Origin of the sequence: Maritimibacter sp. (genome assembly GCF_016774595.1) — a bacterium.
Taxonomy (GTDB): domain Bacteria; phylum Pseudomonadota; class Alphaproteobacteria; order Rhodobacterales; family Rhodobacteraceae; genus Maritimibacter; species Maritimibacter alkaliphilus.
The window spans coordinates 1,443,965-1,469,648 of record NZ_JACBWT010000002.1; the positions used below are offsets into that span (position 1 = coordinate 1,443,965).

Annotated in this window: 28 protein-coding genes and 2 tRNA genes; 18 read left to right on the forward strand and 12 right to left on the reverse strand. The window is 64.9% G+C overall.

Translation table 11 applies throughout. The annotated features are described in order from the left end of the window. The first annotated feature begins 185 nt into the window (after nucleotides 1-185). Nucleotides 186-1,082 (forward strand): hypothetical protein, encoded by an 897-nt coding sequence (locus HOY44_RS18210; RefSeq protein ID WP_287436695.1) that lies wholly within the window; start codon nucleotides 186-188, stop codon nucleotides 1,080-1,082. Between the two features lie 57 nt (nucleotides 1,083-1,139). On the opposite strand, the gene HOY44_RS18215 is transcribed toward HOY44_RS18210, so the two are convergent. The 5 genes from HOY44_RS18215 to HOY44_RS18235 form a co-directional block, all read right to left on the reverse strand. Beyond that, nucleotides 1,140-1,991: a ferredoxin--NADP reductase gene (locus tag HOY44_RS18215; protein ID WP_008329149.1), complete on the reverse strand. Its 852-nt coding sequence runs from the start codon at nucleotides 1,989-1,991 to the stop codon at nucleotides 1,140-1,142. 64 nt (nucleotides 1,992-2,055) lie between these two features. After that, on the reverse strand, nucleotides 2,056-2,475 hold the full coding sequence (locus HOY44_RS18220; RefSeq protein ID WP_287436698.1) for a DUF934 domain-containing protein: 420 nt from the start codon (nucleotides 2,473-2,475) through the stop codon (nucleotides 2,056-2,058). Continuing rightward, on the reverse strand, nucleotides 2,472-3,197 hold the full coding sequence (locus tag HOY44_RS18225; protein ID WP_138423971.1) for a phosphoadenylyl-sulfate reductase: 726 nt from the start codon (nucleotides 3,195-3,197) through the stop codon (nucleotides 2,472-2,474). Before HOY44_RS18225 ends, HOY44_RS18220 begins: the two co-directional genes overlap by 4 nt. After that, nucleotides 3,187-4,848, reverse strand: a complete 1,662-nt coding sequence (locus HOY44_RS18230; RefSeq protein WP_287436701.1) for a nitrite/sulfite reductase — start codon at nucleotides 4,846-4,848, stop codon at nucleotides 3,187-3,189. The genes HOY44_RS18225 and HOY44_RS18230 overlap by 11 nt, the downstream gene beginning before the upstream one ends. After that, nucleotides 4,848-5,147 (reverse strand): DUF2849 domain-containing protein, encoded by a 300-nt coding sequence (locus HOY44_RS18235; RefSeq protein ID WP_008329143.1) that lies wholly within the window; start codon nucleotides 5,145-5,147, stop codon nucleotides 4,848-4,850. Before HOY44_RS18235 ends, HOY44_RS18230 begins: the two co-directional genes overlap by 1 nt. A 148-nt stretch (nucleotides 5,148-5,295) precedes the next feature. Here HOY44_RS18235 and HOY44_RS18240 point away from each other — a divergent pair, with 148 nt between their 5' ends. Continuing rightward, complete coding sequence (locus tag HOY44_RS18240; protein ID WP_008329141.1) at nucleotides 5,296-5,760, forward strand: Lrp/AsnC family transcriptional regulator; 465 nt, start codon at nucleotides 5,296-5,298, stop codon at nucleotides 5,758-5,760. Nucleotides 5,761-5,787: 27 nt separating this feature from the next. Here HOY44_RS18240 and HOY44_RS18245 read toward each other — a convergent pair whose 3' ends face one another. After that, nucleotides 5,788-6,303, reverse strand: coding sequence for a Hint domain-containing protein (locus HOY44_RS18245; RefSeq protein WP_008329139.1), 516 nt, complete (start codon nucleotides 6,301-6,303; stop codon nucleotides 5,788-5,790). Nucleotides 6,304-6,439: 136 nt separating this feature from the next. Between HOY44_RS18245 and HOY44_RS18250 the strand changes: the two genes are divergently transcribed. The 4 genes from HOY44_RS18250 to HOY44_RS18265 all read left to right on the forward strand — a co-directional run bounded on the left by HOY44_RS18250 (nucleotide 6,440) and on the right by HOY44_RS18265 (nucleotide 9,364). Next, a tRNA-Leu gene (locus HOY44_RS18250) sits at nucleotides 6,440-6,524 on the forward strand. Nucleotides 6,525-6,762: 238 nt separating this feature from the next. Further along, a complete protein-coding gene (locus HOY44_RS18255) occupies nucleotides 6,763-7,350 on the forward strand; it encodes a hypothetical protein (RefSeq protein WP_287436706.1) in 588 nt (195 codons plus the stop codon). Between the two features lie 181 nt (nucleotides 7,351-7,531). Continuing rightward, the gene (gene tig, locus HOY44_RS18260; RefSeq protein WP_040884408.1) at nucleotides 7,532-8,863 is read left to right on the forward strand and encodes a trigger factor; all 1,332 of its coding nucleotides are present in this window, start codon (nucleotides 7,532-7,534) and stop codon (nucleotides 8,861-8,863) included. An 84-nt stretch (nucleotides 8,864-8,947) separates the two neighbouring features. Further along, nucleotides 8,948-9,364: a DUF1330 domain-containing protein gene (locus tag HOY44_RS18265; RefSeq protein WP_008329134.1), complete on the forward strand. Its 417-nt coding sequence runs from the start codon at nucleotides 8,948-8,950 to the stop codon at nucleotides 9,362-9,364. 155 nt (nucleotides 9,365-9,519) lie between these two features. Here HOY44_RS18265 and HOY44_RS18270 read toward each other — a convergent pair whose 3' ends face one another. After that, nucleotides 9,520-10,575 (reverse strand): methyltetrahydrofolate cobalamin methyltransferase, encoded by a 1,056-nt coding sequence (locus HOY44_RS18270; protein WP_008329133.1) that lies wholly within the window; start codon nucleotides 10,573-10,575, stop codon nucleotides 9,520-9,522. Continuing rightward, nucleotides 10,572-10,898, reverse strand: a complete 327-nt coding sequence (locus HOY44_RS18275; RefSeq protein ID WP_287436711.1) for a virulence factor — start codon at nucleotides 10,896-10,898, stop codon at nucleotides 10,572-10,574. The genes HOY44_RS18270 and HOY44_RS18275 overlap by 4 nt, the downstream gene beginning before the upstream one ends. Before the next feature lie 207 nt (nucleotides 10,899-11,105). Between HOY44_RS18275 and HOY44_RS18280 the strand changes: the two genes are divergently transcribed. The 4 genes from HOY44_RS18280 (at nucleotide 11,106) to HOY44_RS18295 (ending at nucleotide 15,007) form a co-directional block, all read left to right on the forward strand. Beyond that, nucleotides 11,106-12,218 carry a Ppx/GppA phosphatase family protein gene (locus HOY44_RS18280; RefSeq protein WP_008329130.1) on the forward strand — a complete coding sequence of 371 codons (1,113 nt, stop codon included), beginning with the start codon at nucleotides 11,106-11,108 and terminating at the stop codon, nucleotides 12,216-12,218. A 1-nt stretch (nucleotide 12,219) separates the two neighbouring features. Then, on the forward strand, nucleotides 12,220-12,936 hold the full coding sequence (locus HOY44_RS18285) for an RlmE family RNA methyltransferase (protein WP_138423965.1): 717 nt from the start codon (nucleotides 12,220-12,222) through the stop codon (nucleotides 12,934-12,936). Between the two features lie 30 nt (nucleotides 12,937-12,966). Continuing rightward, nucleotides 12,967-13,311 carry a hypothetical protein gene (locus HOY44_RS18290; RefSeq protein WP_287436713.1) on the forward strand — a complete coding sequence of 115 codons (345 nt, stop codon included), beginning with the start codon at nucleotides 12,967-12,969 and terminating at the stop codon, nucleotides 13,309-13,311. A gap of 190 nt (nucleotides 13,312-13,501) precedes the next feature. Next, nucleotides 13,502-15,007: a cytochrome-c peroxidase gene (locus HOY44_RS18295; RefSeq protein ID WP_138423963.1), complete on the forward strand. Its 1,506-nt coding sequence runs from the start codon at nucleotides 13,502-13,504 to the stop codon at nucleotides 15,005-15,007. A gap of 84 nt (nucleotides 15,008-15,091) precedes the next feature. On the opposite strand, the gene msrB is transcribed toward HOY44_RS18295, so the two are convergent. Together msrB and HOY44_RS18305 are read right to left on the reverse strand one after the other, a co-directional pair. Then, nucleotides 15,092-15,532 carry a peptide-methionine (R)-S-oxide reductase MsrB gene (gene msrB, locus HOY44_RS18300; RefSeq protein WP_040884406.1) on the reverse strand — a complete coding sequence of 147 codons (441 nt, stop codon included), beginning with the start codon at nucleotides 15,530-15,532 and terminating at the stop codon, nucleotides 15,092-15,094. Between the two features lie 123 nt (nucleotides 15,533-15,655). Beyond that, a tRNA-Ser gene (locus HOY44_RS18305) sits at nucleotides 15,656-15,745 on the reverse strand. 176 nt (nucleotides 15,746-15,921) lie between these two features. Here HOY44_RS18305 and HOY44_RS18310 point away from each other — a divergent pair. Continuing rightward, nucleotides 15,922-16,752, forward strand: a complete 831-nt coding sequence (locus tag HOY44_RS18310) for a hypothetical protein (RefSeq protein ID WP_138423962.1) — start codon at nucleotides 15,922-15,924, stop codon at nucleotides 16,750-16,752. A 6-nt stretch (nucleotides 16,753-16,758) separates the two neighbouring features. Here the strand turns inward: HOY44_RS18310 and HOY44_RS18315 are convergent, their stop codons facing one another. After that, a complete protein-coding gene (locus HOY44_RS18315; protein WP_287436717.1) occupies nucleotides 16,759-18,330 on the reverse strand; it encodes an acyl-CoA synthetase in 1,572 nt (523 codons plus the stop codon). A gap of 22 nt (nucleotides 18,331-18,352) precedes the next feature. Continuing rightward, entirely contained in the window at nucleotides 18,353-19,450 is a 1,098-nt protein-coding gene (locus HOY44_RS18320) for a glycosyltransferase family 2 protein (protein ID WP_287436719.1), read from the reverse strand. A gap of 292 nt (nucleotides 19,451-19,742) precedes the next feature. On the opposite strand from HOY44_RS18320, the gene HOY44_RS18325 reads away from it, so the two are divergent. From HOY44_RS18325 to HOY44_RS18355, 7 genes are all read left to right on the forward strand, one after another. Continuing rightward, nucleotides 19,743-20,369, forward strand: coding sequence for a 50S ribosomal protein L21 (locus HOY44_RS18325; protein WP_008329098.1), 627 nt, complete (start codon nucleotides 19,743-19,745; stop codon nucleotides 20,367-20,369). A 12-nt stretch (nucleotides 20,370-20,381) separates the two neighbouring features. Next, nucleotides 20,382-20,651, forward strand: coding sequence for a 50S ribosomal protein L27 (rpmA, locus tag HOY44_RS18330; RefSeq protein WP_008329093.1), 270 nt, complete (start codon nucleotides 20,382-20,384; stop codon nucleotides 20,649-20,651). Nucleotides 20,652-20,825: 174 nt separating this feature from the next. Beyond that, nucleotides 20,826-21,383, forward strand: coding sequence for a GNAT family N-acetyltransferase (locus tag HOY44_RS18335; protein WP_287436722.1), 558 nt, complete (start codon nucleotides 20,826-20,828; stop codon nucleotides 21,381-21,383). 4 nt (nucleotides 21,384-21,387) lie between these two features. Beyond that, nucleotides 21,388-21,897 carry a GNAT family N-acetyltransferase gene (locus tag HOY44_RS18340; RefSeq protein ID WP_287436724.1) on the forward strand — a complete coding sequence of 170 codons (510 nt, stop codon included), beginning with the start codon at nucleotides 21,388-21,390 and terminating at the stop codon, nucleotides 21,895-21,897. Nucleotides 21,898-21,959: 62 nt separating this feature from the next. Next, entirely contained in the window at nucleotides 21,960-23,006 is a 1,047-nt protein-coding gene (gene obgE, locus HOY44_RS18345; protein ID WP_138423958.1) for a GTPase ObgE, read from the forward strand. Beyond that, complete coding sequence (proB, locus tag HOY44_RS18350) at nucleotides 22,994-24,106, forward strand: glutamate 5-kinase (RefSeq protein ID WP_287436726.1); 1,113 nt, start codon at nucleotides 22,994-22,996, stop codon at nucleotides 24,104-24,106. The genes obgE and proB overlap by 13 nt, the downstream gene beginning before the upstream one ends. A 223-nt stretch (nucleotides 24,107-24,329) precedes the next feature. After that, nucleotides 24,330-25,583 (forward strand): glutamate-5-semialdehyde dehydrogenase, encoded by a 1,254-nt coding sequence (locus HOY44_RS18355; RefSeq protein ID WP_287436728.1) that lies wholly within the window; start codon nucleotides 24,330-24,332, stop codon nucleotides 25,581-25,583. Nucleotides 25,584-25,684 lie beyond the last annotated feature (101 nt).

A 25,684-nucleotide genomic window follows, 5' to 3' on the forward strand; every position in this document is an offset into this window, starting at 1 on the left:
CTATGGTTGAATTCCTTCGTTCGTTGGCAGGAAAGTTTGGGGCCAGAACCTAAGGCCCGCCCGGTGGGCTTTCAAGCCGATATCTGCGGGAAGAGGGCCAAATATTTTAGGAGCTTGACGGTTTTGCCCGCGACCCGCCTATCATGGTGTGCCGGAAGATGCCGGCTGAGAAAAGGAAGGTCGAAATGAACCGCAGTGTGATGGTGCTCGTCGTGGGCGCGGTGGTCGTCGTCGGCGGCTATGTCTGGAACGCGCAGCAGGGCGATCCGACGGGGGTCGAACAGGCGGCGCAGGATGCAGGCGACATCGTGGAGGAAGCGGTGGAAAACGCCACGGCGGACACCACCGCCGAAGAACCGATGGACGAGACCGAGGCTGCGGCGACCGAGGCGGCCGAACAGGCGCGCGAAGCGGCTGCGGCAGCCGATGCCCCAAGCGACGCCGACGAGGCCGAACGGATCGCCACCGACGTCGAAGAGGCGATGGAAGCGGCGGACCCGGAAACACCCGCCGACGCGGGCGCGGACGGGACCAACCGCGAGGTCGAAGCGGCGCAGGACGCCGCAGATGCGGCGCTGGACGCCGCGCAGGAGGCCGAGGCTGCGGTCGAGGACGCGGAGAGCACGGGTGACGTCGAAGCCGCTGAGGCCGCCGAAAACGCCGCCGAGACCGCGCAGGAGGCCGCCCAAAACGCGCAGGACGCCGCTGAAGCGGCCCAGGCCGCGGCGGAAGACGGGGACATGAGTACCGCCCAGGACGCCGCCGAAAGCGCCCGGACCTCGGCTGACGTGGCCGAAACGGCAGCCGAAACCGCCGAGGAGGTGGTGGAGGAGAAAGCGACCGTCGCGCCCGACCCCGCGCCAGCGCCGCAACCCACGCCCGAGCCTGAGCCGATGACGCTCGCGGATTACCTGACGCCGGAGGCTTTCGAGGCGGACGCGGTAAAGGCCTTCATTCAGGACAGCGAACTGGACGACGTGCAGAAAGCCTCGCTCGCCACCAAGATCGACGCCGCCGCCCGTGACGACGCACTGGTCCCGGTCGTGATCGAGGAAATCGAGGCGGCGCTGGGGTTGGATTAAAAAAACAAGCCGCCACAATTGCTTGCGGCGGCTTGCTCATGTTCCTGTCGGGCGATCTCAGTCGAGGAATGCCTTTTCGACCACATAGTGCTTGGGGTCGGAGTTCGCCCCTTCCTCAAGCCCGTAGTCTTCGAGCATTTCCTTCAGTTCGAGGTTGAAGGCGAGGTTGCCGCAGATCATCGCGCGGTCCGTCTCGGGGTTGAGCGGCTCGACACCCAGATCTGTGAAAGCCTCGCCCGAACGCATGAGGTCGGTGATCCGCCCCATCTTCGGGCTCTCTTCGCGGGTCGTGGTCGGGTAATACTTCAGCTTGGCGAGGTTTTCGTCACCGATCAGTTCGCGCAGCAACTCGTCGTTCTTGATGCCCTCGATCAGCTCCGCGCCATAGACCAGTTCGCCCGCTTCACGGCAGGTGTGGGTGATGATGACCTCGTCGTAATCCTCGTAGGTCTGCGGGTCGCGCAGGAGCGAGGCGAAGGGGGCGAATCCGGTGCCGGTGGCGAAGAACCAGATGCGCTTGCCGGGCAGCAGCGCGTCATGCACCAGCGTGCCCACGGGCTTGGGACGCAGAATGATCTCGTCGCCCGGCTGGATGTGCTGAAGTTTCGAGGTCAGCGGACCGTCCTGCACCTTAATCGAATAAAACTCCAGCTCCTCGTCCCACGAGGGCGACGCGATGGAATATGCCCGCAGAAGCGGTTTCTGTTTGCCGGTTTTCGGGTCCGGGTCGCCCATCAGGCCGATCATCACGAACTCGCCCGAACGGAACCGCATCGACGCGGGGCGCGTGCAGCGGAACGAGAACAGCCGATCGGTCCAGTGTTTGACCTCGGTCACGGTCTGGGCGTCGGGCAGGGTCGGGACGGGTTTGATTTTCTGTGCTTCGGTCACTGGGGTCACGTCATTCATAAGCAATGCGGGGGCCTGCGCCCCCGTCCTCTCGTCAGGCTATACAGGAGGTTCGGCTGCGCTTCTACCCGCGCAGCCGCGACTGATGGTCATAGGCTTGCCAGTCGGCCCGAAAGAGCCACTGGCCCTCGGGCTGGCGTTCGGCAAGCTCGTCCGTGATCTCGACTTCGTCGAAGCCCGCCCGGCGCGCCATCGCATACTGGTCGGCGATCAGGCCCGCGCCCGCCCGCAGCCGCCCGGTGTAGCCCATGAGGCGCAGCGACTTGGCGGTGGTGAAGCCGCGACCGTCGGCGAAGGAGCCGAACGAGATGCGGATCGCGCGGGCGTTCAGCAACAGGTCGCGATGGGCGTTCAGGTCGTCGGAGGGCGACAGGTCGATGCCGCAATCGTTACAGCCCGCGCCGGCCGAAATCCCTTCGAGCGCGACGAAGCCTCCGGTGAAATCGTCTTGGCCGAAGCCTTTGTCGGTTACGATCAGAGTCATCCGCGCACCGCCTTTCCGTCGATGAAGTGAATTCCGCATTCTTCCTTGTCCGAACCGCGCCAGCGGCCCGCGCGCGGGTCTTCGCCCGGCTTGGTGGCCGAGGTGCAGGGCGCGCAGCCGACCGACTGGAACCCCTTGGCCGTCAGCGGGTGGTTCGGCAGGCCATGCGCCTTCATGTAGTCGCGCAATTCCTGCCCCGACCAATGGGCCAGCGGGTTGAACTTGAGCCGGTCTCCCTCGACCTCGGCAAGGTCGAGCTGCGCGCGCTGCCCGCCGTGGGCGCGTTTGCGGCCCGTGATCCAGCCATCGAAGGGCGTCAGCGCCCGTTCCAGCGGCAGAACCTTGCGGATGTCGCAGCAGGCATCGGTGTTGCCGATGTGCAGGCGATTGAACGGATCTTTCGCCGCCAGATCCTCGGGCGCGGGGCGCACGATCTGCACGTTCGTCAGGCCGAGGATCAGCGCCACGTCCTTCTGGTAGTCGAGCGTTTCGGGAAACAGCATCCCGGTTTCCAGAAACAGCACCGGCGCGGTCTGGTCGACACGGCTCACCATGTCGAGCAGCACGATGGATTCGGTGCCGAAGGACGACACCAGCGCGACATGGCCGTTTTCGGTCAGCGCGGCTTCGACGACGCCTTGCGCGTCCATCGGGTCGAACCGGTCATTGATCCGGCGGGCCAGATCGTGACGGTCGGGAAAGGCCAAGGCTTCAAGCGGCATCTCGGTTCCCCTCTTCTCCATAGAGCGCGGCCTTGAACGGCTCGGCGCCTGTCCGTGCGATGGTGTCCCTGAACCGCTCGCCCTCGGCCCTCAGGTCGAGATAAGCGAGGATCAGGCGCTCGATCGCGTCGGTCACCTCGTCATAGCCGAAGCCCGGCCCGGTCTTGTCCCCGATCTTGAGGTCCGCGCCCGCGTCGCCGCCCAGCGTGATCTGGTAGTTTTCGACGCCGGCCCGGTCGAGACCGAGGATACCGATGTCGCCCAAGTGGTGATGACCGCAGGCGTTGATGCAGCCCGAAATCTTGATCGCCATTTCGCCGACCTCGACTTCGTACTCTTCCAGCCGTTCGGCGATCTGCTGGGCAATCGGGATCGACCGCGCCGTGGCCAGCGCGCAGTAATCCATACCGGGGCAGGCGATGATGTCGGACGCCAGCCCGACGTTCGCGGTGGCGAGCCCGGCGGCCTTGAGTTCGGCGTGGAGCGCGGGCAGGTCGGCCTTGGCGACATGCGGCAGGACGAGGTTCTGTTCCTGCGTCACGCGGATTTCGTTGTTGCCGAACTTGCGGGCGAGAGCCGCGACGAGGCGCATCTGATCCGCGCTCGCATCCCCCGGCACGCCGCCGTGCGGCTTGAGCGAGATCATCGCAATCGCGTGATCGTCCTGAAAATGCGGGCGCAGGTTGATATCGCTCCACGACCGGAACACCGGATCGGACGCGCGGGCGGCTTCATAGGCGTCGGTGTCGCGTGCGGGCAGGGCGGGTGGCTCGAACGCCACCTGAAGATCGGCCAGCAGGTCCTGATCGGCGCCCTTGAATTCGGGCCGGATGCGGGCGAACGCCTCGTCCACCAGTGCCGAGAAGTCCTCGAGCCCCATTTCGTTGACGGTGATCTTGATGCGCGCCTTGTATTTGTTGTCGCGCCGACCGGCGAGGTTGTAGACGCTCAGGACCGCTTCGAGATACGGCAGCAGATCGGCCTGCGGCAGGAAATCCCGGATGATCTTGCCGACGACCGGCGTGCGGCCAAGGCCGCCACCGACGATGATCTGATAGCCGACCTCACCGTCGCGCTCGACGATGCGAACGGCCAGATCGTGCGCCTTGGTCACCGCGCGGTCGTTCGGGCTGCCGGTCACGGCGATTTTGAATTTGCGGCCAAGGAACTGGTATTCCGGATGATCGGTCGACCAAATGCGGATCAGCTCGGCCACCGGGCGCGGGTCCATCAGCTCGTCGGCATGGGCACCCGCCAGCGGATCGGCGGTCACGTTGCGGATCGTGTTGCCCGAGGTCTGGATCGCGTGCAGGTTCACGTCGGCCAAGCGGGCGAGCATGTCCGGCACGTCCGGCAGCTTGGGCCAGTTGTACTGGATGTTCTGGCGCGTGGTGAAGTGGCCATAGCCACGGTCCCACCGCTCGGAAATCTCGGCCAGCACGTCCAACTGATCTGCGTTCAGCGTGCCATAGGGGATGGCCACGCGCAGCATGTAGGCGTGCAGTTGCAGGTAAAGACCGTTCATCAGGCGCAGCGGGCGGAACTCGTCCTCGGTCAGCGAGCCGTCGATGCGGCGCTGAACCTGTGCGCGAAACTCCTCGACGCGGCGGTCGAGGTAGGTGCGGGTCGGGTTGCTTTGTGCGTCGAGCATCAGGCGATCCCCCAGGACTTGCGGGCCGGGGCCGAGGGGCCGGCGGCGCGGAAGCTTTCGCGGAAGTGATTGGGCACCGGGCCGTTGTCCGAGTTGTCGGCGGGCGCGAGGTAGGGGCCCACGGCGATCTCGGGCTGGCTTTCGGCGAGCGACAGACGTTCGGCCGCGCGCTCTTCGTCGGTGATGAATTCGGCTCCCGACATGGTCGAGACCCACTTGCCGTCGGCGGCAAGGTAGATGACGGCGCCCGACAGAAGGTCGTTCGCGCTGACAATTCCGGGCTGGAAACGTTTGGCCATGTTATGCCTCGTCGTATCTTGGCTTTCGCTTATGCAGAATATAGGACATTGTCCCAATTCCGGGCCAGTAGGGCGGGCGAATAAGAACATTCGTTCCAAGTCCGAAGTCAGCCGGGATGATTGGCCCATGAAACGGGAGCATGGCAGAATGACGTTACGGCTGGATGACATCGACCGGAAAATTCTCAGCGAACTACAGGCGGATGCGAGCCAGTCTCTGGACGTGATCGCGGGCAAAGTCGGCTCGTCCAAGACCCCGGTCTGGAACCGGATTCGCAAAATGCGCGAGGCGGGGGTGATCGGTGCGCAGACCGTCATCGTGGACGCCGAAAAACTGGGGTTCGAGGCCTGTTTCTTCGTGCTGATCCGCACCTCCGAGCACGAGGCGCACTGGCAGGAAAAATTCCTCGCCACGCTCAAGGCGCGGCCCGAGGTGATGGAGGCGCATCGCCTCGCCGGTGAGATCGACTACATCCTGAAGGTCCGGGTCCGAAACGCACGGGCCTATGACGAGTTCTATCAGGCGCTGATTTCCGAGGTGAAGATCTTCAACGTCACCGCGCTTCTGTCGATGGAAGAGATCAAGTTCACCACCGAACTGCCGTTGACGTGACCGTGCCCGTCATTGGGCCGGCGAAGGTCAGCCCTTTGACACGGTTACCTTTTTCGGGGTCTTGACGGATGTGACCACCATGCCGCCCGCGATCTGCATAAGATGCGTGCCGCCCTTGAGCGTCAGTTGGAACAGCCTCATCGGCGCAGCGCCGGTCAAATGGGTGAAATAGGCCCCGTCGGCCATCTTGCGCGCCTCGACCAGAACGGCGGGTTTGCCGAACATCGCCTGCGCACGCCAGTCGCGGATCAGCACCTTCTGGCGCGCCGAAATGACCAGGTCGCGCCCGTCGCCGACCTCGTCGAGGACCGATGGCCGGATGCGGACAAGGTCGCCCATCGGAACGGTCCTGACGGCGATGTCGGTCAGGTCGATCAGGCCCGCGTCGCGCGTCACGATGCGGTCGCCGGGGGTCAGGAACTCGACGGGAATGGCCCCGTCCGCCGTCATCACGTTGGTGCCGAGGCCAAGGCCCGAACGGCACAGGGGAAGGGTGACGCGAAGGGGCTGTCCCTGCGCGACCCGAGACATGATCTGGGTCATGGTTTACCTGCTCAATTTTGCCTGTTTGTTTTCCCTCACCCTAACCAAACAAAGGGTTAAGCGCCAAGAAAATTTGTCGAAAAGGCGGCAATCGCCTCTCGCCAGCGCGAATGCGTGATGCTAAATCCACGCCCGTGCGGGTGTGGCGGAACTGGTAGACGCACCAGATTTAGGTTCTGGCGCCGCGAGGCGTGGGGGTTCGAGTCCCTTCACCCGCACCACTCAATTTTCATGCAAAGCAATGTGCCGGACCGCGCCCTCCGGCACTCGCCGTGCGTTCCAGCCCTGTGAAGACCTGCGTGAAAAATCGGCGATCGTTCGCTGCGCGACGCTGTCGGATGCGGCGGGAAAGTTCCGACCGCCGCGACAGGGCAAAATCGACAGGAACCCAAGCCGCTCCCCCCTCATTGGCCCCTCACCAAAGGCGCAGCGATGCGCCCGAAGCAAAGGAGAAATCCAATGACCAACTCGAAAAAATCCATCACCCTCGCAGCCCTGCTTGCAGGCACCGTCGCGACCGGGGCACTGGCCCAGGGCGTCAGCGCGGACGTCGGCGGCGGCGTCTCGGCCGATGTCGGCGGCGGCAACGGGTCGATCTCGGCCAATGCGGGCGGCAACGGCTCCGTCTCGGCCGGCGATGCGCCCGGCAAGAGCGGCGTCGCGGGCGAGGTGACCGGCAATGCCGACGTGGTGGCCCAAGGTGGCGACGACATGGAGGCACCGGGCAAGTCGGGCGACTGGAACTACGGTCGCATCGTGTCCTCGATCCAGACCGGCGCCAACGCCGACGTGAACTTCGACGACATCGGCGAAGACGCCACGATCGACGTGATGGCCCTGTCCGAAATTCAGGGCAACGCCTCGGGCAACGCGCAGGCGCTCGACAATGCGATGGCGTCGATGGAGGGCGACTGGAGCGCCGACATCGAAGCCAATGAAAAGCTTTCGGCGGCCCTCGAAGAAAGCGGCTATGAGGCCGAGAATGTCATCGGCATCTACGCCAAGGCCGACGGCAGCTACGACGTGCTGGTCGACGATCGCGGCTGACGCCCTGTCGCATCGTGACCCGTGGGGCCCTCGCCATTGGCGGGGGCCTTTCTGCGTGTCACGTCTCCGGCGGCGAATTCGCGGGCAAACCGCTTGCACACCCCGCATCGCGCAAATAGAAGGGCGTGAAAATTTCCGGGGGCGCGTGCGCGCGCCCTGTTTGCCTATGAAGGAACCGAAGATGAGCGTTACCGAGACCCTGAACGAAGGCCTCAAGCGCGGCTACAAGATCGTGGTGCCTGCCTCCGATCTGGACGCGAAGGTCAACGAAAAGCTTGCCGAAGCGCAGCCCGAAGTGGAAATGAAGGGCTTCCGCAAGGGCAAGGTGCCGATGGCGCTTCTGAAAAAGAACTTCGGCCAGCGCCTGATGGGCGAGGCGATGCAGGAAGCCGTCGACGGTGCGATGAACGCGCATTTCGAGGAAACCGGCCACCGCCCGGCGATGCAGCCCGAGGTCAAGATGACCAACGAGGACTGGAAAGAGGGCGACGACGTCGAGGTCGAGATGACCTATGAGGCGCTTCCCGACATCCCCGACGTCGACCTGAGCGACATCAAGCTCGAGCGTCTGGTGGTCAAGGCTTCGGACGACGAGGTGAACGACGCGCTGAAGAACCTCGCCGAGAACGCGCAGAACTTCGAAGACCGCAAGAAAGGCTCGAAAGCCAAGGACGGCGATCAGGTCGTGCTCGACTTCGTCGGCAAGATCGACGGCGAAGCCTTCGACGGCGGTTCGGCCGAAGATTTCCCGCTGGTGCTCGGCTCCGGCCAGTTCATTCCGGGCTTCGAAGAGCAGCTCGTCGGCGTGAAGGCCGGTGAAGAGAAGGACGTGACCGTCTCCTTCCCCGAAGAATACGGCGCGGAAAACCTTGCGGGCAAGGAAGCTGTGTTCTCCTGCACGATCAAGGAAGTGAAAGAGCCGAAAGCGGCCGAGATCGACGATGACCTCGCCCAGAAATACGGTGCCGAGAACCTCGAAGCCCTGAAAACGCAGGTCACCGAGCGTCTCGAAGCCGAATACGCCGGTGCGGCCCGTCAGGTGATGAAGCGCAGCCTGCTCGACGCGCTCGACGGCAAAGTGTCGTTCGATCTGCCCCCGTCGCTGGTCGAGGCCGAGGCCAAGCAGATCGCGCATCAGCTGTGGCACGAGGAAAACCCCGACGTGCACGGCCACGACCACCCGGAAATCGAGGTGAGCGACGACGCCCAGAAACTTGCCGAACGCCGCGTGCGCCTTGGCCTCGTGCTGGCCGACATCGGTCAGAAGGCCGAAGTGCAGGTGACGGATGCCGAGTTTACCCAAGCCGTGATGAACCAGGCGCGTCAGTATCCCGGTCAGGAGCGTCAGTTCTTCGACTTCGTGCAGCAGAACCCGCAGATGCGCCAGCAGATCCAGGCGCCGCTGTTCGAGGACAAGGTCGTCGATCACATCGCGGAAAAAGCCGAGGTGACCGAGAAAGAGGTCTCCAAGGAAGAGCTCGAAAAAGCGGTCGAGGAACTCGACAACGAATGAGCGCAGCGTGACGTTGCGTGACGGGCCGCCCTTCGGGGCGGCCTTTTTCGTTCCCGGTGTTACGGTCGGGGCAGGGAGGATGCCATGACCGACTACACTGGCTTCGAAGGCGATGCCTTCGCTGAGTTCCGAGGGATCGACCGCGACGGGCCGATCCACATGCTGAACCTCGTCAAGATGAAAGAGATCGCCACCTACGACGATGGGCGCACCTCGACGGGGTTCGAGGCCTACGAGGCCTACGGGCGCGAAAGCGGGCCGATTTTCAAACGTGTCGGTGGACGGATCGTCTGGTCCGGGAAGATGGAATTCATGCTGATCGGGCCGCAGGACGAGCAGTGGGATTTCTGCTTCGTGGCCGAATACCCCTCGGTCGACGCCTTCGTCGAAATGATAAAAGACCCGGCCTATCGTGAGGCGATGAAACACCGGCAGGCGGGGGTCAAGACTTCACGCCTGATCCGCATGGCACCGGGCGAGGCGGGCGAACATTTCGGCTGAAGCCGCCCGAAAAGAACGTGCGTGGTCCCGTTCTTCTTCGTTTCAGAAATACTTCGGGGTGTTTGAGGGGCAGCGCCCCTCATTCCGCCTGAAATCTCCAAGGAGATTTCAGGCTCCCCAAGCGCGCGCCCTTGGGCGCGCACCGCTGGGTCACATCAGCCGCGCCGACGATTGCGGCCGCCGCGACGGCCCCCGGCGGCCCCGCCCGCGCCTTGATTGGCGGAGTTGAAGCGGATCCATTCCGCGCCATGCGGGTCGTTGTCGAGCAGCATGTTGGCCGCGCGGATCGCCTCCATCTCTTTCCCCGGCTTGTGCCGGGTCGAGCCGAGACCGAAGAGGGTGACGAAGGTTTCGTCATCCATGCCGTCGGGCAAGATGATCCCGGCGGCTTCCACCTCGGCCTTCTTCTCGGCGATCTTCGCCTGCGGGACGGGCAGGGCGAGCGGGTTCATGATCGCCGAAGTCATGCCCGCCGCCGCCGCCATCGGCAGGAAGGCGTTGTTGATGCCGTGGCGGTTGGGCAGGCCGAACGAGATGTTCGACGCGCCGCAGGTGGTGTTCACGCCCAGTTCGTCGCGCAGGCGGCGCACGAGGGTGAAGACCTGTTTGCCCGCCGTCGCCATCGCGCCCACGGGCATGACCAGCGGGTCGACCACGATGTCATGGGCCGGGATGCCGAAATCGGCGGCGCGTTCCACGATCTTCTTCGCCACGGCGAAGCGCACGTCGGGGTCTTCGGAAATCCCGGTGTCGTCGTTCGAAATCGCCACCACCGGCACGTTGTATTTCGCGATCAGCGGCAGGACGAAATCCATGCGCTCTTCCTCGCCCGTGACCGAGTTCACCAGCGGGCGGCCCTTGGTCACCTTCAGTCCGGCCTCAAGTGCGGCGGGCACGGACGAGTCGATGCAGAGCGGCACGTCCACCAGACCCTGCACGAGTTCGAGGATCGCCGTCATCAGCGGCGGCTCGGTCTCGTTCGGGTTGGGGTTGGAGTTGTAGACGACGCCCGCGTTCACATCGAGCACGGTGGCCCCGCAGGCGACCTGCGCCACGGCATCGCGTTCCACGGTCGAATAATCGCCCGCCTCAAGCTCGGCGGCGAGCTTCTTGCGGCCCGTCGGGTTGATGCGTTCGCCGATCACGCAGAACGGCTCGTCGAAGCCGATGGTAACGGTCTTGGTCGCGCTTTCGAGAACGGTGCGTGTCATGGTCTGTCCCTGTCTTGTCCGGCCTCTTGGGCGCGGCCTGCGTTTGAAATCAAGGTCTTGAGGCGGTCCTGGTCGTACGCGGCGTCGAGTCTCGCGGCCTCGGCCTCCGCCACTGCCCGGTCGTCGCCATCGACCGAATAGGGTGCGGCGCGGCGCCATTCGCCAAGGTAGTCGTCGGTTCCGGCAAGGCCCGCGCCCATCGCGGCCCGGTCGATCGCCTGTTCGAAGCGTTCGGGCAACGGCACCTTCGCGGCCTTGCGACCGCGGCCGACGATGACCTGCGCGGGAATGTCGCGCCAGTAGACGATTGTGACCTCGGCCATGTGCCCTCCGTTTCCCACCCGCTTAGACCGTCGGGGCACGGGCTGCGGGCCAGTTTGCGACATATCCCCGCGTGATAGCGGCCCGCATCGGCATGTTCGCAGAGCGCCTGTGCGGTTTCACATAAGCATCTTCGCATATTAGGGCGCTTGCCAGCGCACCGCCCCCGCACTACCTTTAAGGTAACTCGATATGGAGGGCGTGTAGTTATGGCGCCCAAGCGTCCCGATGGTGCGGGCGCGTTCCCGAAAGCGGTCGAGCAGCCCGCGCCGGTCAAGCCGGATCCAGACAGCCTGTATGCGGCTCTGGACCTCGGCACCAACAGTTGTCGTATGCTGATTGCCCAGCCCAAGGGGAACCAGTTTCACGTCGTGGACAGTTTCTCGAAATCTGTCCAGCTCGGTCAGGGGCTTGGCGGCTCCGGGCGGCTGTCGCGCGCGTCGATGGCGCGAACCGTTCAGGCGTTGAAAATCTGTCAGCGCAAGCTTCAGAAGCACGAAGTCAGCCACATGCGGCTGATCGCGACCGAGGCGTGCCGACGGGCGACGAACTCGCGCGATTTCATGCGCTTCGTGCAGCGCGAGACCGGACTGAAGCTGGAAATCATCCGGCCCGAGGAAGAGGCGCGGCTCGCCGTGATCTCCTGCGCGCCGCTGGTCGGGCGCAAGACCGAGCAACTTCTGGTGGTCGATATCGGCGGCGGCTCGACCGAGCTTGTCTGGCTCGACCTCTCCAAGATCGCGCCGAAGGACCGGCAGAAGTCGATCATGCGGCTTCACGCCGGGTTCAAGGGCGATCCGGGGCCATTTCCGCTGGCCCGCGTGGTCGACTGGATCTCGGTTCCGCTGGGCGTGGCGACGCTGCGTGAGCAGTTCGACGACGTGGACGACGACGCCGCGCGGTTCGCGTTGATGAGCTGGTATTTCGAAGAACAGCTGGGCGAATTCAGCCCGTTCCACAAGGAACAGGCTCGCGAAGGGTTCCAGATCATCGGCACCTCCGGCACGGTCACGACGGTCGCCGCGACCCATCTGGGCCTCCGGCGCTATGACCGCAACAAGGTCGACGGGCTGCGCATGACCTCGGACCAGATCGACAAGGTCATTCGCGGCTACCTCGCCGCCGGGCCGGAAGGGCGCCGTCGCGACCCGCGCATCGGCAAGGACCGTCAGGCGCTCATCATGTCCGGGGCCGCGATCCTTCAGGCGCTGTTGCGGATCTGGCCCACCGACCGCCTGTCCGTGGCCGACCGGGGGTTGCGCGAGGGGCTGCTCTACGCGCAGATGTCGCGCGACGGCGTGCTGGAAGACGGACCCTACTGAGATGACCAAACCACCGGGAAAGAAGAACGCCTCCGGCCGGGGGCAGCGTGACCTTCGCGTGAAGGTCAAGTCGGCGCGTGGGCGCAAGCTGAGTTCGACCCGGTGGCTCGAACGGCAATTGAACGACCCCTACGTGAAACGCGCCCGCGACGAGGGGTATCGGGGCCGGGCGGCCTTCAAGATCCTCGAAATCGACGAGAAATTCCGCTTTCTCGTTCCCGGCGCGCGCGTCGTCGATCTGGGCTGCGCGCCCGGCGGCTGGCTTCAGGTGGCCGTCGAACGGGTGAACGCGCTTGGCGAGAAGAAGGGCAAGAAGGTCGGCACTGTTCTGGGCGTCGACTTGCAGGAGGTCGAGCCGGTGGCGGGGGCCGAGGCCTATCAACTCGATTTCATGGAGGACGATGCGGACGAGAAGGTGAAGGAATGGCTTGGCGGCAAGGCCGACGTGGTCATGTCCGACATGGCCGCCGCGTCTTCGGGCCACAAGCAGACCGACCACCTGCGCATCATCGCGCTGTGCGAGACCGCCGCCTATTTCGCCTTCGACGTGCTGGAAGAGGGCGGCACATTCGTCGCCAAGGTTCTGGCGGGCGGGGCCGAGGGCGATCTTCAGAAGCTGCTCAAGCAGAAGTTCACCAAGGTCGTGAACATCAAGCCGCCCGCGTCACGGTCGGATTCCTCGGAAAAATTCGTGGTGGCGACGGGGTTCCGCGGTTAACCTTTCCTCACTTGTTTGGGGAGAGTTCCATTGAAGCCTTTCATCCTGTGTTCCGCATTCGCTTTGGCGGGCAATGCGGCCTCTGCCGATCTGTTGAAATTCACCTGCGAGCCGGAGTTCGGCGACGTCTATCAAGAGGTCTTTCTCGACACCGACGCGCCGGAAACGGTGACGCTCAAGCTGCGCGGCGGCTATGACATGACCGAGGATGAGCGCACCCATGTCATGAAGCGCGGGGTGCGCGGCTATCAGTATTTCAACGGCACCTACGGGTTCGACGTCGACGACATTCTGAACGCGCTGGTCTGGACCCACGAATACCCGGACGAGGCGACGACCTGTGCGACGCCCGAGGACGTCGCCGCGATCGAGTGACGGGTGAGTCGCGAAACACCTGGGTCGGGCGACTGTCCGGTTCATCGAAACAATCCCGCAATTCGCCCGGTTACCTTGTCGCAACGCGCGACAAAGTAACGGCAAATACCTGAAATGTTTGAGTGATCTCGAAAACGTGAGGTAGTCTTGAAGCAAGGAATTTGCTCAAGACACATTGCGAGGGGATCGGATGAAACAGGGGTATCTTGTGGGGCTCATGTGCCTCGTCGCGGGGGCGTCGCTGGCGGCGCCCGACAATCTGCCGGACCCGGCGACGGCGGATATGTTCCCGAAGATCGACATTCAGCAGGCCATGCTGGGCCAGTCGCTGTTCTTCGATCCCATCCTCGCGGGCAACAAGAACATCGCCTGTTCGACCTGCCACCACCCGACGCTGGGCACATCGGACGGCATGTCGCTGTCCATCGGCGAGGGGGGCGTGGGTCTTGGCCCCGACCGGCGGCTGGGCGAGGGCGAGCATGTCTATGCCCGCATCCCGCGCAACGCCCCGGCGCTGTGGAACCGGGGATCGACCCTGTTTCACACCATGTTCCATGACGGGCGCCTTCAGACCGATGCCGAGCGTCCGCAGGGGGTGCTGATGCCCGCCGCCCGCGACCTCGAACGGCCGGTCCTGAACCCGCTGGCCGCGCAGGCGCTGCTCCCGATCACCTCGGCCGACGAGATGGCGGGCCAGCATGACGAGAACGAGACCGCCGCGCTTGTCGAGAAGATGACCTTCATGGGCGAGTCCGGCGCGTGGTCGACCATCGCCGCCAAGGTCGAGGGTGTCCCGGCCTATCGCGCGGCCTTCGACTGGATCATCGGGCCGGACGAGCCGGTGCACATCACCGACATCGCCAATGCGCTGGCCAGCTTCATGACGTTCGAGTTCCGCTCGACCGACAGCCCGTTCGACCGCTACCTGCGGGGCGAGGAAGACCAGCTTTCGGACCTCGCGATGGAGGGGATGGAGTTGTTTTACGGTGACGCGGGCTGTTCCGGCTGCCACGCGGGCACGTTCCAGACCGACAACAGCTTTCACGCCATCGGGATGCCCCAGATCGGGCCGGGCAAGGCCCATGTGGCCGACCGGATCTACGCCGACATCGGGCGCATGTCGGTGACGCAGGACCCGAATGATGCCTACAAGTTCCGCACGCCGTCCCTGCGCAACGTGACCCTGACCGCGCCATACGGTCATGCGGGCGCCTATGCGACGCTGGAGGCGGTGATCCGCCACCACATGAACCCGAGGGACAGCCTCATGGCCTATACCATCGATCAGGCGGTGCTGCATGACGTGGACACCGATCATCTGGACACCGAGGCGCTGGACGACCCGGAGGAAATGGCACGCATCGCGGCGGCCATCGAATTCGACGGGGTGGATGTGACCGAGGAGCAAATTCCGGCGCTCATCGCTTTTCTAGAGGCACTGGAAGACCCGATTGCGCTGACCGGGCGTCTTGGGGTTCCCGCCAGCGTGCTGTCGGGCCTCGCCATGGATCAGGTGCTGCCGCCGGGGCTGGTCGAAGCCCCTGCCGCGCCGCAACCGATGACACCCAACCGTGCCCGCATCATCCGGGCCGCCAATCCGGTGCCCGCCGTCGGCCCGGTGCGCCGCCCGGATATCACACCTGCCGAACTGGTGCGGGTGGACCGGGAAATCACCGCGCAACTGCTGGGGCGCTAAGGCCCTCGGCGGTCGTCGGAATTGTCGGCGGTTCGGGGCCGACCCCGAGCCGCCGGTGTGCGCTGACCCCGGCGCGGAACGGGGTCACTCCACCTGATCGGTGTAGGCGCCGTAACCCTCGGCCTCCATATCCTCGAAAGGGATGAAACGCAGGGCGGCGGAGTTGATGCAGTAGCGCAGCCCGCCACGGTCGGGGGGACCGTCGGGGAACACGTGGCCCAGATGGCTGTCGCCGTGGGTCGAGCGCACTTCGGTCCGGATCATTCCGTGCGTGCGGTCCTGCAATTCGTTGATATGGGCGGGTTCGATCGGCTTGGTGAAGCTCGGCCAACCGCAGCCGGAATCGTACTTGTCGGACGAGGCGAACAGCGGCTCTCCCGAAACGATGTCGACATAGATGCCGCGCGCCTTGTTATCGAGGTATTTGCCCGTGCCCGGACGCTCGGTGCCCGATTGCTGGGTCACGTAGAACGACATTTCGTCCAGCGCGGATACGGCGTCGGGGTTCTTTTCGTATTGTGCCATCTTGTCCTCCGTCTTTGGGGTCAACATGGCGCGGACGCAGGAAAAATCCAGCCCCGATCGGGTCACGTGATCGTCACGTGCGTCGGCAAAGTCCGGGAAAGCGCGCTTCGCACATCGGCGAAGTGGCGGAGAGACAGGGATTCGAACCCTGGGTGGGCTTGCACCCACAACGGTTTTCGAGACCGCCCCGTTCGACCACTCCGGCACCTCTCCGCGGGGGTCTGTGGCGGGCGATGTAGTGTAAGGCGCGGATGGGCGCAACCCATATCTTCACGAAAATTCGGGCGGGGCCCCGCCCATCCCCGCCATGTCACGGGACCGTTTCTTGAGCGATGGCTCGCGGGTGCTTAGGGTATGGGGCGTTGCCAGCAAGGAAAGGACAGCAAAGCATGACCTTCCAACGTGTTATGACCGGGGCCGCCGTGGCCGTGGCCGCCATCTGTTTCGGGGCCGCGCTCGTGGCCGCAGACCGCGAAACTTCGCGCGAATTTCTTGAAGTCACGGGATTCGATGTCGCCATCACCTCGATGCAGGAGGGGGCGATGAACGGCCCCGGCATCGCGGGGGCGGACCCGGACGCCTTCGGAAGCGAATGGGTGCGCCTGTCGGAACAGGTGTTCGACCCCGACGCGATGATCGAGGACACGCTCGACATGATGGAAGCGATCATGCCGCAGGAGCTGGTGGATCACGGCATGGACTTTTACGGCTCCGAGCTGGGTCAGCGGCTGGTCGAGGCCGAGAACGCGGGCCATGGCGTGTCGAACGAGCGCCAGATGGCCGAGGGCGAGATGATCGTCACGCGGCTGGCCGATGAAAACCCCGACCGGATCGAGGAATACCGCAAGATGTCCGCCGCGATTGGCGGGGTCGAACAATCGACCCGCGCGATCATCGAAATTCAGGTGCGCTACATGATGGCGGCGATGGCCGCCGGTGCCTCGGACATCCAGTATTCCGAGGCCGAGTTGCGCGAAATCCTGAGCCAGCAGAGCGATCAGCTTGCCAACGCGATTTCCACCAGCGGCGTCTTCGGGTCGGCCTACGTCTATCAGTCCTTCTCGGACGAGGAGGTCGTGGCCTACCGCAAAGCCCTCGAAGACCCCCAGATGCAGCAGGTCTACGAAATCCTGAACGGCATCCAGTATGAGATCATGGGCGACCGCTATGAAACGCTGGCCGCCCGGCTGGCCGATCTGTCGCCGCAAACCGACATCTGACCCCGGTCAGTCGTAAAGCGCCTCGTGCGTGTCGCGCAGGGTCCGTTTCAGGATTTTGCCCGCCGTATTGCGCGGCAGTTCGGATGCGAAAAGCACCCGTTTCGGGAGCTTGAACGGCGCGAGGTTGTCTTTCGCAAAAGCGATCAGGTCGTCTTCGCTCGCCTCGGCTCCCTCGCGAAGTACGACGACGGCCGTGACGGCTTCGACCCATTTCGGATGGGGCAGGGCGATTACGGCGACTTCGCTGACCGCCGGGTGGGTGAACAGCACCTCCTCCACTTCGCGGCTCGCGACCATCGTTCCGCCGGTCTTGATGATGTCCTTGGTGCGGTCGACGACGGTGATGTAGCCCGCCTCGTCCATCACGCCCACATCCCCGGAATGGAACCAGCCGCCCGCGAAGGCCTCCTCGGTGGCCTCGGCCTTGTCCCAGTAGCCTGACAGAAGCTGGGGCGAGCGATGCACGATCTCGCCCTGCTCGCCGGGGGCGACGTCGTTCATATCCTCGTCCACCAGCCGCGTTTCCACGTTGTAGATCGGGCGGCCCGCAGAGGCCGGGCGGTCTTCGTGTTCATGCGGGTAGAGGACCGTGGCGAGAGGCCCGATCTCCGACTGGCCGTAACAGTTGAAGGGCCGCGCGCCCTGCAGACGTTCGCGCAGTTCCTGAAGCACCGGCACCGGCATGATCGACGCGCCGTAGTAGACGTATTCGAGGCTCGTCAGATCGCGTGCGTCGAAGGCCGGGCTGCGCAGGAGGCTGATCCAGACCGTCGGCGGCGCGAAGAACGACGTAATGCCGTGCGTCTCGATGAGTTCGAGGCACAGGTCGGGCAGGGGCGCCTCGATCAGCCACGTGGTCGCCCCGACGAGGAACTGGGGCACCGTGAACACATGCATCTGCGCGGAATGATAAAGCGGCAGGCCGGCAAGGGCGCGGTCCTTCGCGGACAGCTCCAGCTCGACGATGCAGCTTGTGTATTCGGCCAGCAGGGCGCGGTGGCTCATCATCGCCCCCTTGGGCGCGGCGGTCGTGCCGGAGGTGTAAAGCAGCTGGACCAGATCCTCGGCGTCGATCCCTTCGCCCAGATCGCCGGGCACGGACTGCGCGTCGTCCTGCGCCATCGTCAGCGCGTCCAGCCCGTCACCGGAATGGGTGGTGCCGACCAGTTTCAGCGGCTCCATCCCGGCCAGAACCGGGTCGGCCATGTCCTGAAGCGCCGGATCGACGAACAGGGCGTCGGCACCGCAGTTGTCGAGGATATACGCCAGTTCGCGCCCGACCAGAGCGTAATTGATCGGCACATGGATGAACCCTGCGCGGGCGCAGGCGAGGTAGAGTAGAAGGTAGGCGTCGGAATTGCGTCCATAGGCCGCCACCCGGTCACCGGGCACGAGGCCCGCCTCGAGAAGCCGCGCGGCGATCCGTCCCGCGCCATCGTAAAGCCCGGTGAAGGTCCATGTCCGGTCCCCGAAATGGAGCGCGGTGCGATCGCCGTAACGGCGCGCGGCGCGGGTCAGCGCGTCGGCGATGGTGTTGCGCCCGGCGCGGGCGATGTTTCGGTCGGTCGTCGTGCTCATCCTGTTCTCCTCAATGTGCGCCCTACGGCTCGAACCGCCGCGCGATGTCGGCGCTCAGAAACGGGCCGCCGGATGCATTCTGTGCGGCGATGATCTCTTTCACCATGTCGCGGTTGATCTCGCTTTCCGGCAGGTCGAGAAGGCGGCTCAGGTGAATGTCGTCAAGCCACATGACCTCGGCCCCCTTGCGGCGGGCCAGAAAGAACAGGATCGCCATGTTCGTCACCCGGTCGGCGATCACGTCGGACACTTCGGACGGATTGGGGCCGGTGCGCACGAGCGTCTCGGTGCCGTCGGGGGCGACCACATGATCGAAGGGCTGCATCGGTCGGCTCGCGTCCCAGGCGGGCATCTGTTCGATCAGCAGACGATTGCGCCGGATCGTGAACCGGGGCCACGACATGTAAAGCGCGCGCGTCGACTGGTTTTCGGGCGGCGGCACGCGCGTCGTGTCGTCGTGGGGCAGGTGGTAGACCGTCTCGGGGATCAGGTCGATCCGCTTCACCCGCGCCCGCATCAGCCGGTTGTAGAAATCGTCGTCCTCCCACCCGTAACCGATGGTGTATTCGTTCTGTCCCCCGATCCTTGCGATGTCGGCGCGGTGAAACAGCACGGTGCCGTTGATGTGGACCTGGCTTTGCTCGACGATCTGGTAGTTCCCGGCGACGAAGCTGTTCTTGGGGAGCCTGTTGCGCGTGAAGAAGTCGGGCTTCAGCACGATATCCCCGTCGATCCGCAGGATCTTGTCGTAACGCGCAAGCCGCATGGCGGTGTTGAAGGCACGCGGCCCATGCCACACCTCGTCCTGCACGGCCCGCACGACGCGCAGGCGCGGGTCCGAGATGCCCTTGGCCTCCAGCACGTCGCGCAGGGGCTCGTCGCAATCCCAGTCGACGATGACGATCTCGTCGATCTCGGGCCGGTCGATCCACGTCCTGAGCGCGGGGAGCATGTTTTCGGTGCGGTTCTTGTTGGCGGTGACCAGGCTGATGCCCGGCACCTCGGGAATGTCGAAGCCGCCGAGGGGGCCGGAAACGGGGGCGAGGGCCGGGCGGCGCGGTCCGAGCGGGGCGGCGAGTGATCCGACACGCTGCGTCAGGGAATTCAAGAACTTGGGCATGGAATCCGGTCAATGGGTCTGAAACGATTCGACGATCCCCGTGAGCCTTTCGCGAAGCGGATGGGGGGTCAATGTCCGGCGGGCCGGTCGCCGGTCGCGGTTGCCATTGTTTTCCTTGACTTGGGGTCCGAATGCCCCGATACACGCGGCTCTGGCGCACGGGGGATTCCCGCGGGCCGGAATGCTATATGAAACAACGCCCCTAGCAGGGCGCGCTGTTCGAGGCCGGGGGATGTCCCCGCGAACGCCGGATCGCCGGGGCCACAGAACGCGGGAGAAAAAGGAAGACCCCATGTTTGCAGTCGTTAAGACTGGCGGCAAGCAGTACAAGGTTCAGACCGGCGACGTCGTCCGTGTCGAGAAACTTGCAGCCGAAGCCGGTGAAAAGATCCAGTTCAACGAAGTTCTGATGGTCGGCACGACCCTTGGCACGCCCCTCGTGGAAGGTGCCGGTGTGCAGGCCGAAGTGATCGACCAGATCAAGGGCGAGAAGCTCATCCACTTCGTCAAGCGCCGCCGCAAGCACAGCTCGCAGCGCACCAAAGGCCACCGTCAGCAGCTGACGCTGCTTCGCATCACCGACATTCTCGAATCGGGCGCGGACAAGTCGGGCATCAAGGCCGCCATCGGTGCAGGCTCGGCCCCGTCGGCCCCGGCCGCTGCCAAGCCCGCCAAGAAAGCGGCGCCCAAGGCCGAAGCCAAAGCCGCCCCGAAAGCGGAAGCCAAGACCGAAGCCCCGGCCGCTGGTGGGTCCGACGACCTGACCGCGATCAACGGGATCGGCCCGGCGATGCAGAAGAAACTGAACGAAGCCGGTGTGAACACCTACGCCGAGCTCGCGAAAGTCGACATCGAAACCTTTGACGCGGTCAACGTGAAGCCCGAATGGGTTGCCGAAGCCGCCGATCTGGCGAAGTAAGGAGAGAGCGAAATGGCACATAAAAAAGCTGGTGGTAGCTCCCGCAACGGCCGCGACTCAGCCGGTCGCCGCCTTGGCGTCAAGAAATACGGCGGCGAAGCCGTGATCCCGGGCAACATCCTCGTCCGTCAGCGCGGCACCAAAGTGTGGCCGGGCGAAGGCGTGGGCATGGGCCGCGATCACACCATCTTCGCGACCGCCGAAGGCCGCGTGACCTTTGCGAAGGGCCTCAAGGGCCGCACCTTCGTATCGGTCCTCCCGGCAGCGGAGGCCGCAGAATAAGCCGATACCCGGCAAAGTAAGACAAGGGGGATCGGCTAGAAACCGGTCCCCCTTCGTCGTTTTAGGCGTGACGGAGAGGAGGCCGGATCGCCAAGAAGTGTTTACCGAACGGCCTTGGGGTGCAGGATTGCGCCCCCATATCGGGCCGGTGAACGCTTTCGAGGAGGAGAGCGTATGAAAGTCGATACAGTCATGGATCAGGATCAGGTTCTGATCGAAACCGAACGGTTCGTTCTGCGCCCGCCGAAGGCATCGGACGTGGGGATGCTCGCGCATTACTCCGGTGATCGGCGCGTGGCCGAAGAGACGCGGTCGATCCCGCATCCTCTGGCCCCCGGCACCACGGACGCCTTCGTCAAACGCGCGATGACCGCGGACCGCCTGGAAGACGTTTGGGTGATGGACGGTTCGTCCGTCGAGGGCGGCGACCGGGGTCATGAGGTTCTGGGCGTCATCAGCCTGACCCGGATGGACCGCAACCAAAGCCAGCTTGGCTATTGGGTCGCGCCGCCGTTCTGGAACACCGGGCTCGCCTCGGAAGCCGTGCAGGCGCTGGTCGCCGCGAACCCCTTGGGCAACGACACGCTCTTTGCCGAGGTGTTTCAGGACAACCCGGCGAGCGCCCGGGTGCTGACCAACGCGGGCTTCGCCTATGTCGGCGACAGCGAGGCGTTCTCGGTCGCGCGCGATGCCAATGTCCCGACCTGGACCTATAGCCGAAAGATGCGCTGACGCCATGACACAAGGGCAGGGCGCAGGCGACGTGATCGTCACGCCCCGCCTGCGGATCACACGACAGACACCGGATGACGCCTGTGCGCTTCATGCCATCATGTCCGACTGGGACGTGGTGCGCATGACCGGAACGTGGCCGCACCCCGTGTCGCTCGACTTCGTGCGCGACCGGATCGCAACGCGGATGGACGAGGCGGCGTTCTTCGGCATCATTCGCGATGGCGACCTGCCCGTCGGCACGGGCCAGTTCGCGAACGGCGAAATCGGTTACCTGCTGGCAAAGACGCATTGGGGCCGGGGACTGGGCACTGAGGTGGCGCGGGCGCTGGTCGGCTACGGCTTCGACGCCGGGGATCACCCGGACATTCGCGCGCGGGTCTGGGCCGATAATCCGGCCTCGTCCCGCATCCTCACCAAGCTGGGCTTTCGCGAGGTCGAGCGCAGTCTCGACGACAATCGCGCCCGCCAGACCCGGCTCGTCACCATCCACTACAGCTTGCCGCGCCCGTAACGGCCCTTGAGCCATACCGCGTTTCCCTCTATCGCAGGGGCCAACAGAAAGGCCTGAAACCTATGAAATTCCTCGATCTCGCCAAGGTCTATATCCGTTCGGGAAGCGGCGGGAACGGCTGCGTGTCTTTCCGGCGCGAGAAATACATCGAATTCGGCGGGCCCGACGGCGGTGACGGCGGGCGCGGCGGAGACGTGGTGATCGAGGTGGTCGAGGGTCTGAACACCCTGATCGACTTTCGCTACCAGCAGCACTTCTTCGCCAAGAACGGCCAGCCCGGCATGGGCAACCAGCGCACCGGGAAATCGGGCGACGACATCGTCCTGCGCGTCCCTGTCGGGACCGAAGTGCTGGACGAGGACGAAGAGACCGTCATCGCCGACATGACCGAGGTGGGCGAGCGTCTGGTGATCGCCAAGGGCGGCAACGGCGGCTTCGGCAACCTGCACTTCAAGACCGCGACCAATCAGGCGCCGCGTCGCGCGAACTCGGGCCAGCCGGGGATCGAGCGGGTGATCTGGCTGCGGCTCAAGCTGATCGCGGACGTGGGCCTTCTGGGCCTGCCGAACGCGGGCAAGTCAACGTTCCTTGCGGCCACCTCCAACGCGCGGCCCAAGATCGCGGATTATCCGTTCACCACGCTGGTGCCGAACCTTGGCGTCGTGGGTGTGGACAACGTGGAATTCGTGGTGGCCGACATTCCCGGCCTGATCGAAGGCGCGCACGAAGGGCGGGGGCTGGGCGATACCTTCCTCGGCCACGTCGAACGCTGCGCCGTGCTTTTGCACCTGATCGACGGGACCGCCGAGGACGTGGTCACGGATTACGAGACCATCGTGGGCGAGTTGGAGGCCTATGGCGGCATCCTCGCCCACAAGCCGCGCATCACGGTTCTGAACAAGATCGACGCACTTCTGGACGAGGAGCGCGAGGAAAAGCGCGCGGCGCTGGAAGAGGCGTCGGGCGGCACGGTCTATGAGATGTCCGGCGTGGCCAAGGATGGCGTGACGCAGGTTCTGCGCGCCTTGAAGGCCGAGATCGGGGCGGACCGCTATCGTCAGAAGGCCGCCGAGGGCGGGGACGAGGAGAACGAGCCTTGGCAACCCTGAGCCTTGGGGCGGCGCGGCGGCTGGTCGTCAAGATCGGCTCCGCGCTTCTGGTCGACAGCACGTCCGGCGCGTTGAAATCCGACTGGCTCATCGGGCTGGCGGAGGACGTGGCGCGGCTGAAGGCACGCGGGATGGACGTTGTGCTGGTCTCGTCCGGGTCCATCGCGCTGGGGCGCGGCGTTCTGGGCCTGCCCGCAGGCGGTCTGGCGCTGGAGCAATCGCAGGCGGCGGCGGCGGTCGGCCAAATCCGGCTGGCACGCGCCTATGAAGAGGTGCTCGCGCCCAAGGGGATCACCACCGCGCAGGTGCTGGTAACGCTCGAGGATAGCGCGGATCGGCGGCGCTATCTGAACTCCCGCGCGACGCTTGAGCAGCTTCTCAGCTTCGGTGTGGTGCCGATCGTGAACGAGAACGATACGGTCGCGACCGACGAAATCCGCTACGGCGACAACGACCGGCTGGCCGCGCAGGTCGCCGTGACCATCGGCGCGGACCTGACGGTGCTTTTGTCGGACGTGGATGGGTTCTATTCCGGCAACCCCAAGACCGACCACGAAGCGCAGCATTTTCCGGTGGTGGATGAGATCACGCCCGAGTTGATGGCGATGGCGGGCGACGCCGGGACGGGCCTGTCGAAAGGCGGGATGAAGACCAAGCTGCTTGCGGCCCAGACGGCGATGGCGGCGGGCTGTTCGCTCATCATCACCGAAGGCAGCACGGTCCAGCCGCTCTCGGCGTTGGAGGACGGTGCGCGGGCGACCGTGTTCGTCGCGCGGGAAGACCCGAGCGCGGCGCGCAAGCACTGGATCGGGTCGATGAAGCCCAAAGGTACGGTCATGCTCGACGCGGGCGCTGTGGCGGCGCTCGGCAAAGGCAAGTCGCTGCTGCCCGCCGGGGTGACGCTGGTCACGGGCCGGTTCGGGCGCGGCGATCCGGTGGAAATCCTCGGACCGGGCGGGGCGCATATCGGGGCCGGTCTCAGCCGCTACACCTCGGACGAGGCCAAGTTGCTCGCCGGCAAGCGGTCGGACCAGATCGAGGCGACACTCGGCTATCCGGGGCGCGCGGCCTTGATCCACCGGGACGATATGGCGCTCTGATTTTTCGGGCTTCGGGCAGGGGTTATAGGCCCCCTTGTTAACACTTTCGGATGAAAGGCGGCGCGCAAGGCGTTGATTTCAAATCCTTGCTGTCCGTGCAAGATACTAGAATCCTAGGATTCTGGTATCCGGCCTGGCGCCATCCCGACACCCCGCCGCACGATCATGTTTTGACCCACGCCCCGCTTGCGCCTATGTAAGCTCGGCGACAACGGAGGCTCCGATGAAAGACGCTGAAAACATCCCCGCGCTGATGCAGGAACTGGGCCGCAAGGCAAAGGCCGCCGCTGCGGAGCTGGCTTTCGCGCCATCGGATGCCAAGCGCAAGGCGCTGGATGCCGCCGCCGACGCCATGTGGGCGCGGCGGGATGAGATCATCGCGGCCAATGCCAAAGACCTCGAATATGGCCGTGAAAAGGGTCTGTCGCCTGCCATGATGGACCGGCTGATGCTGGACGAGGCCCGCATTCAGGGCATGTGCGACGGCGTGCGCTCGGTGGCGGCCCAGGACGATCCCGTCGGCGCGGTGATGTCGGAATGGGACCGGCCCTCGGGCCTGCACATCAAGCGCGTGCGCACGCCGCTGGGCGTGATCGGCGTGATCTATGAGAGCCGTCCCAACGTGACGGCGGATGCGGGCGCCCTGTGCCTCAAGGCGGGCAACGCCGTGATCCTGCGCGGCGGCTCTGAAAGTTTCCACTCGTCAGGCGCGATCCATGCCTGTCTGGTCGAAGGCCTGAAGGCGGCGGGTCTGCCGGAGGACGCGATTCAGCGCGTGCCGACCCGCGACCGCGAAGCGGTGCGCGAGCTTCTGACCATGACCGACTATGTCGACGTGATCGTGCCGCGCGGGGGTAAAGGGCTTGTCGGCCTCGTCCAGCGCGAGGCGCGGGTGCCGGTGTTCGCCCATCTCGAAGGCATCGTCCACGTTTACATCGACAAGGCGGCGGACCCGCAGAAAACGATGGACGTGGTCATCAACGCCAAGACCCGGCGTACGGGGATCTGCGGCGCGGCGGAATGTCTGCTCGTCCACAAAGAGGCGCTGGATCTGGGCCAGACCGTGATCGACGCGCTCATGGCGGCGGGGGTCGAAGTGCGCGCGGGCGAGGGCCTCAAGGGCTCAGTCGTCGCGACCGACGACGACTGGGGGACCGAATTCCTCGACTCGATCATCGCGGCCAAAGTCGTGGATGATCTGGACGCGGCGATCGACCATATCCGGACCTATTCCTCGTCCCACACCGATGCCATCCTGACCGAGGACGATGCGGCGGCGGCGAAGTTTTTCGAACGGCTCGACAGCGCGATCCTGATGCGCAATGCCTCGACCCAATTCGCGGATGGCGGCGAGTTCGGCATGGGGGCCGAGATCGGCATCGCCACCGGCAAGATGCATGCGCGCGGGCCGGTGGGGGCCGAACAACTGACCTCGTTCAAATACATCGTCGAGGGTGACGGCACGGTCCGACCGTAGGCCTCGCCAAGATATCCGTTGCAGGCCGCCCGCTTCGGCGGGGCTCTGTGATGACGTGAACACCAAGCCTTCGGTTCTCTTTGGCCTGTGCCCGGACCGGA

Bases quoted from the DNA above. Each gene is read 5' to 3' on its own strand.
- HOY44_RS18215 (WP_008329149.1), bottom strand. From the start codon at position 1,991: ATGAATGACGTGACCCCAGTGACCGAAGCACAGAAAATCAAACCCGTC.
- HOY44_RS18280 (WP_008329130.1), top strand. From the start codon at position 11,106: ATGGCGCCCAAGCGTCCCGATGGTGCGGGCGCGTTCCCGAAAGCGGTC.
- tig (WP_040884408.1), top strand. From the start codon at position 7,532: ATGAGCGTTACCGAGACCCTGAACGAAGGCCTCAAGCGCGGCTACAAG.
- HOY44_RS18245 (WP_008329139.1), bottom strand. From the start codon at position 6,303: ATGACCCAGATCATGTCTCGGGTCGCGCAGGGACAGCCCCTTCGCGTC.
- obgE (WP_138423958.1), top strand. From the start codon at position 21,960: ATGAAATTCCTCGATCTCGCCAAGGTCTATATCCGTTCGGGAAGCGGC.
- HOY44_RS18255 (WP_287436706.1), top strand. From the start codon at position 6,763: ATGACCAACTCGAAAAAATCCATCACCCTCGCAGCCCTGCTTGCAGGC.
- HOY44_RS18235 (WP_008329143.1), bottom strand. From the start codon at position 5,147: ATGGCCAAACGTTTCCAGCCCGGAATTGTCAGCGCGAACGACCTTCTG.
- HOY44_RS18240 (WP_008329141.1), top strand. From the start codon at position 5,296: ATGACGTTACGGCTGGATGACATCGACCGGAAAATTCTCAGCGAACTA.
- HOY44_RS18310 (WP_138423962.1), top strand. From the start codon at position 15,922: ATGACCTTCCAACGTGTTATGACCGGGGCCGCCGTGGCCGTGGCCGCC.
- HOY44_RS18220 (WP_287436698.1), bottom strand. From the start codon at position 2,475: ATGACTCTGATCGTAACCGACAAAGGCTTCGGCCAAGACGATTTCACC.
- rpmA (WP_008329093.1), top strand. From the start codon at position 20,382: ATGGCACATAAAAAAGCTGGTGGTAGCTCCCGCAACGGCCGCGACTCA.
- HOY44_RS18275 (WP_287436711.1), bottom strand. From the start codon at position 10,898: ATGGCCGAGGTCACAATCGTCTACTGGCGCGACATTCCCGCGCAGGTC.
- HOY44_RS18295 (WP_138423963.1), top strand. From the start codon at position 13,502: ATGAAACAGGGGTATCTTGTGGGGCTCATGTGCCTCGTCGCGGGGGCG.
- HOY44_RS18320 (WP_287436719.1), bottom strand. From the start codon at position 19,450: ATGCCCAAGTTCTTGAATTCCCTGACGCAGCGTGTCGGATCACTCGCC.
- HOY44_RS18270 (WP_008329133.1), bottom strand. From the start codon at position 10,575: ATGACACGCACCGTTCTCGAAAGCGCGACCAAGACCGTTACCATCGGC.
- HOY44_RS18325 (WP_008329098.1), top strand. From the start codon at position 19,743: ATGTTTGCAGTCGTTAAGACTGGCGGCAAGCAGTACAAGGTTCAGACC.
- HOY44_RS18340 (WP_287436724.1), top strand. From the start codon at position 21,388: ATGACACAAGGGCAGGGCGCAGGCGACGTGATCGTCACGCCCCGCCTG.
- HOY44_RS18210 (WP_287436695.1), top strand. From the start codon at position 186: ATGAACCGCAGTGTGATGGTGCTCGTCGTGGGCGCGGTGGTCGTCGTC.
- HOY44_RS18225 (WP_138423971.1), bottom strand. From the start codon at position 3,197: ATGCCGCTTGAAGCCTTGGCCTTTCCCGACCGTCACGATCTGGCCCGC.
- HOY44_RS18265 (WP_008329134.1), top strand. From the start codon at position 8,948: ATGACCGACTACACTGGCTTCGAAGGCGATGCCTTCGCTGAGTTCCGA.
- HOY44_RS18315 (WP_287436717.1), bottom strand. From the start codon at position 18,330: ATGAGCACGACGACCGACCGAAACATCGCCCGCGCCGGGCGCAACACC.
- HOY44_RS18355 (WP_287436728.1), top strand. From the start codon at position 24,330: ATGAAAGACGCTGAAAACATCCCCGCGCTGATGCAGGAACTGGGCCGC.
- HOY44_RS18335 (WP_287436722.1), top strand. From the start codon at position 20,826: ATGAAAGTCGATACAGTCATGGATCAGGATCAGGTTCTGATCGAAACC.
- HOY44_RS18230 (WP_287436701.1), bottom strand. From the start codon at position 4,848: ATGCTCGACGCACAAAGCAACCCGACCCGCACCTACCTCGACCGCCGC.
- HOY44_RS18285 (WP_138423965.1), top strand. From the start codon at position 12,220: ATGACCAAACCACCGGGAAAGAAGAACGCCTCCGGCCGGGGGCAGCGT.
- msrB (WP_040884406.1), bottom strand. From the start codon at position 15,532: ATGGCACAATACGAAAAGAACCCCGACGCCGTATCCGCGCTGGACGAA.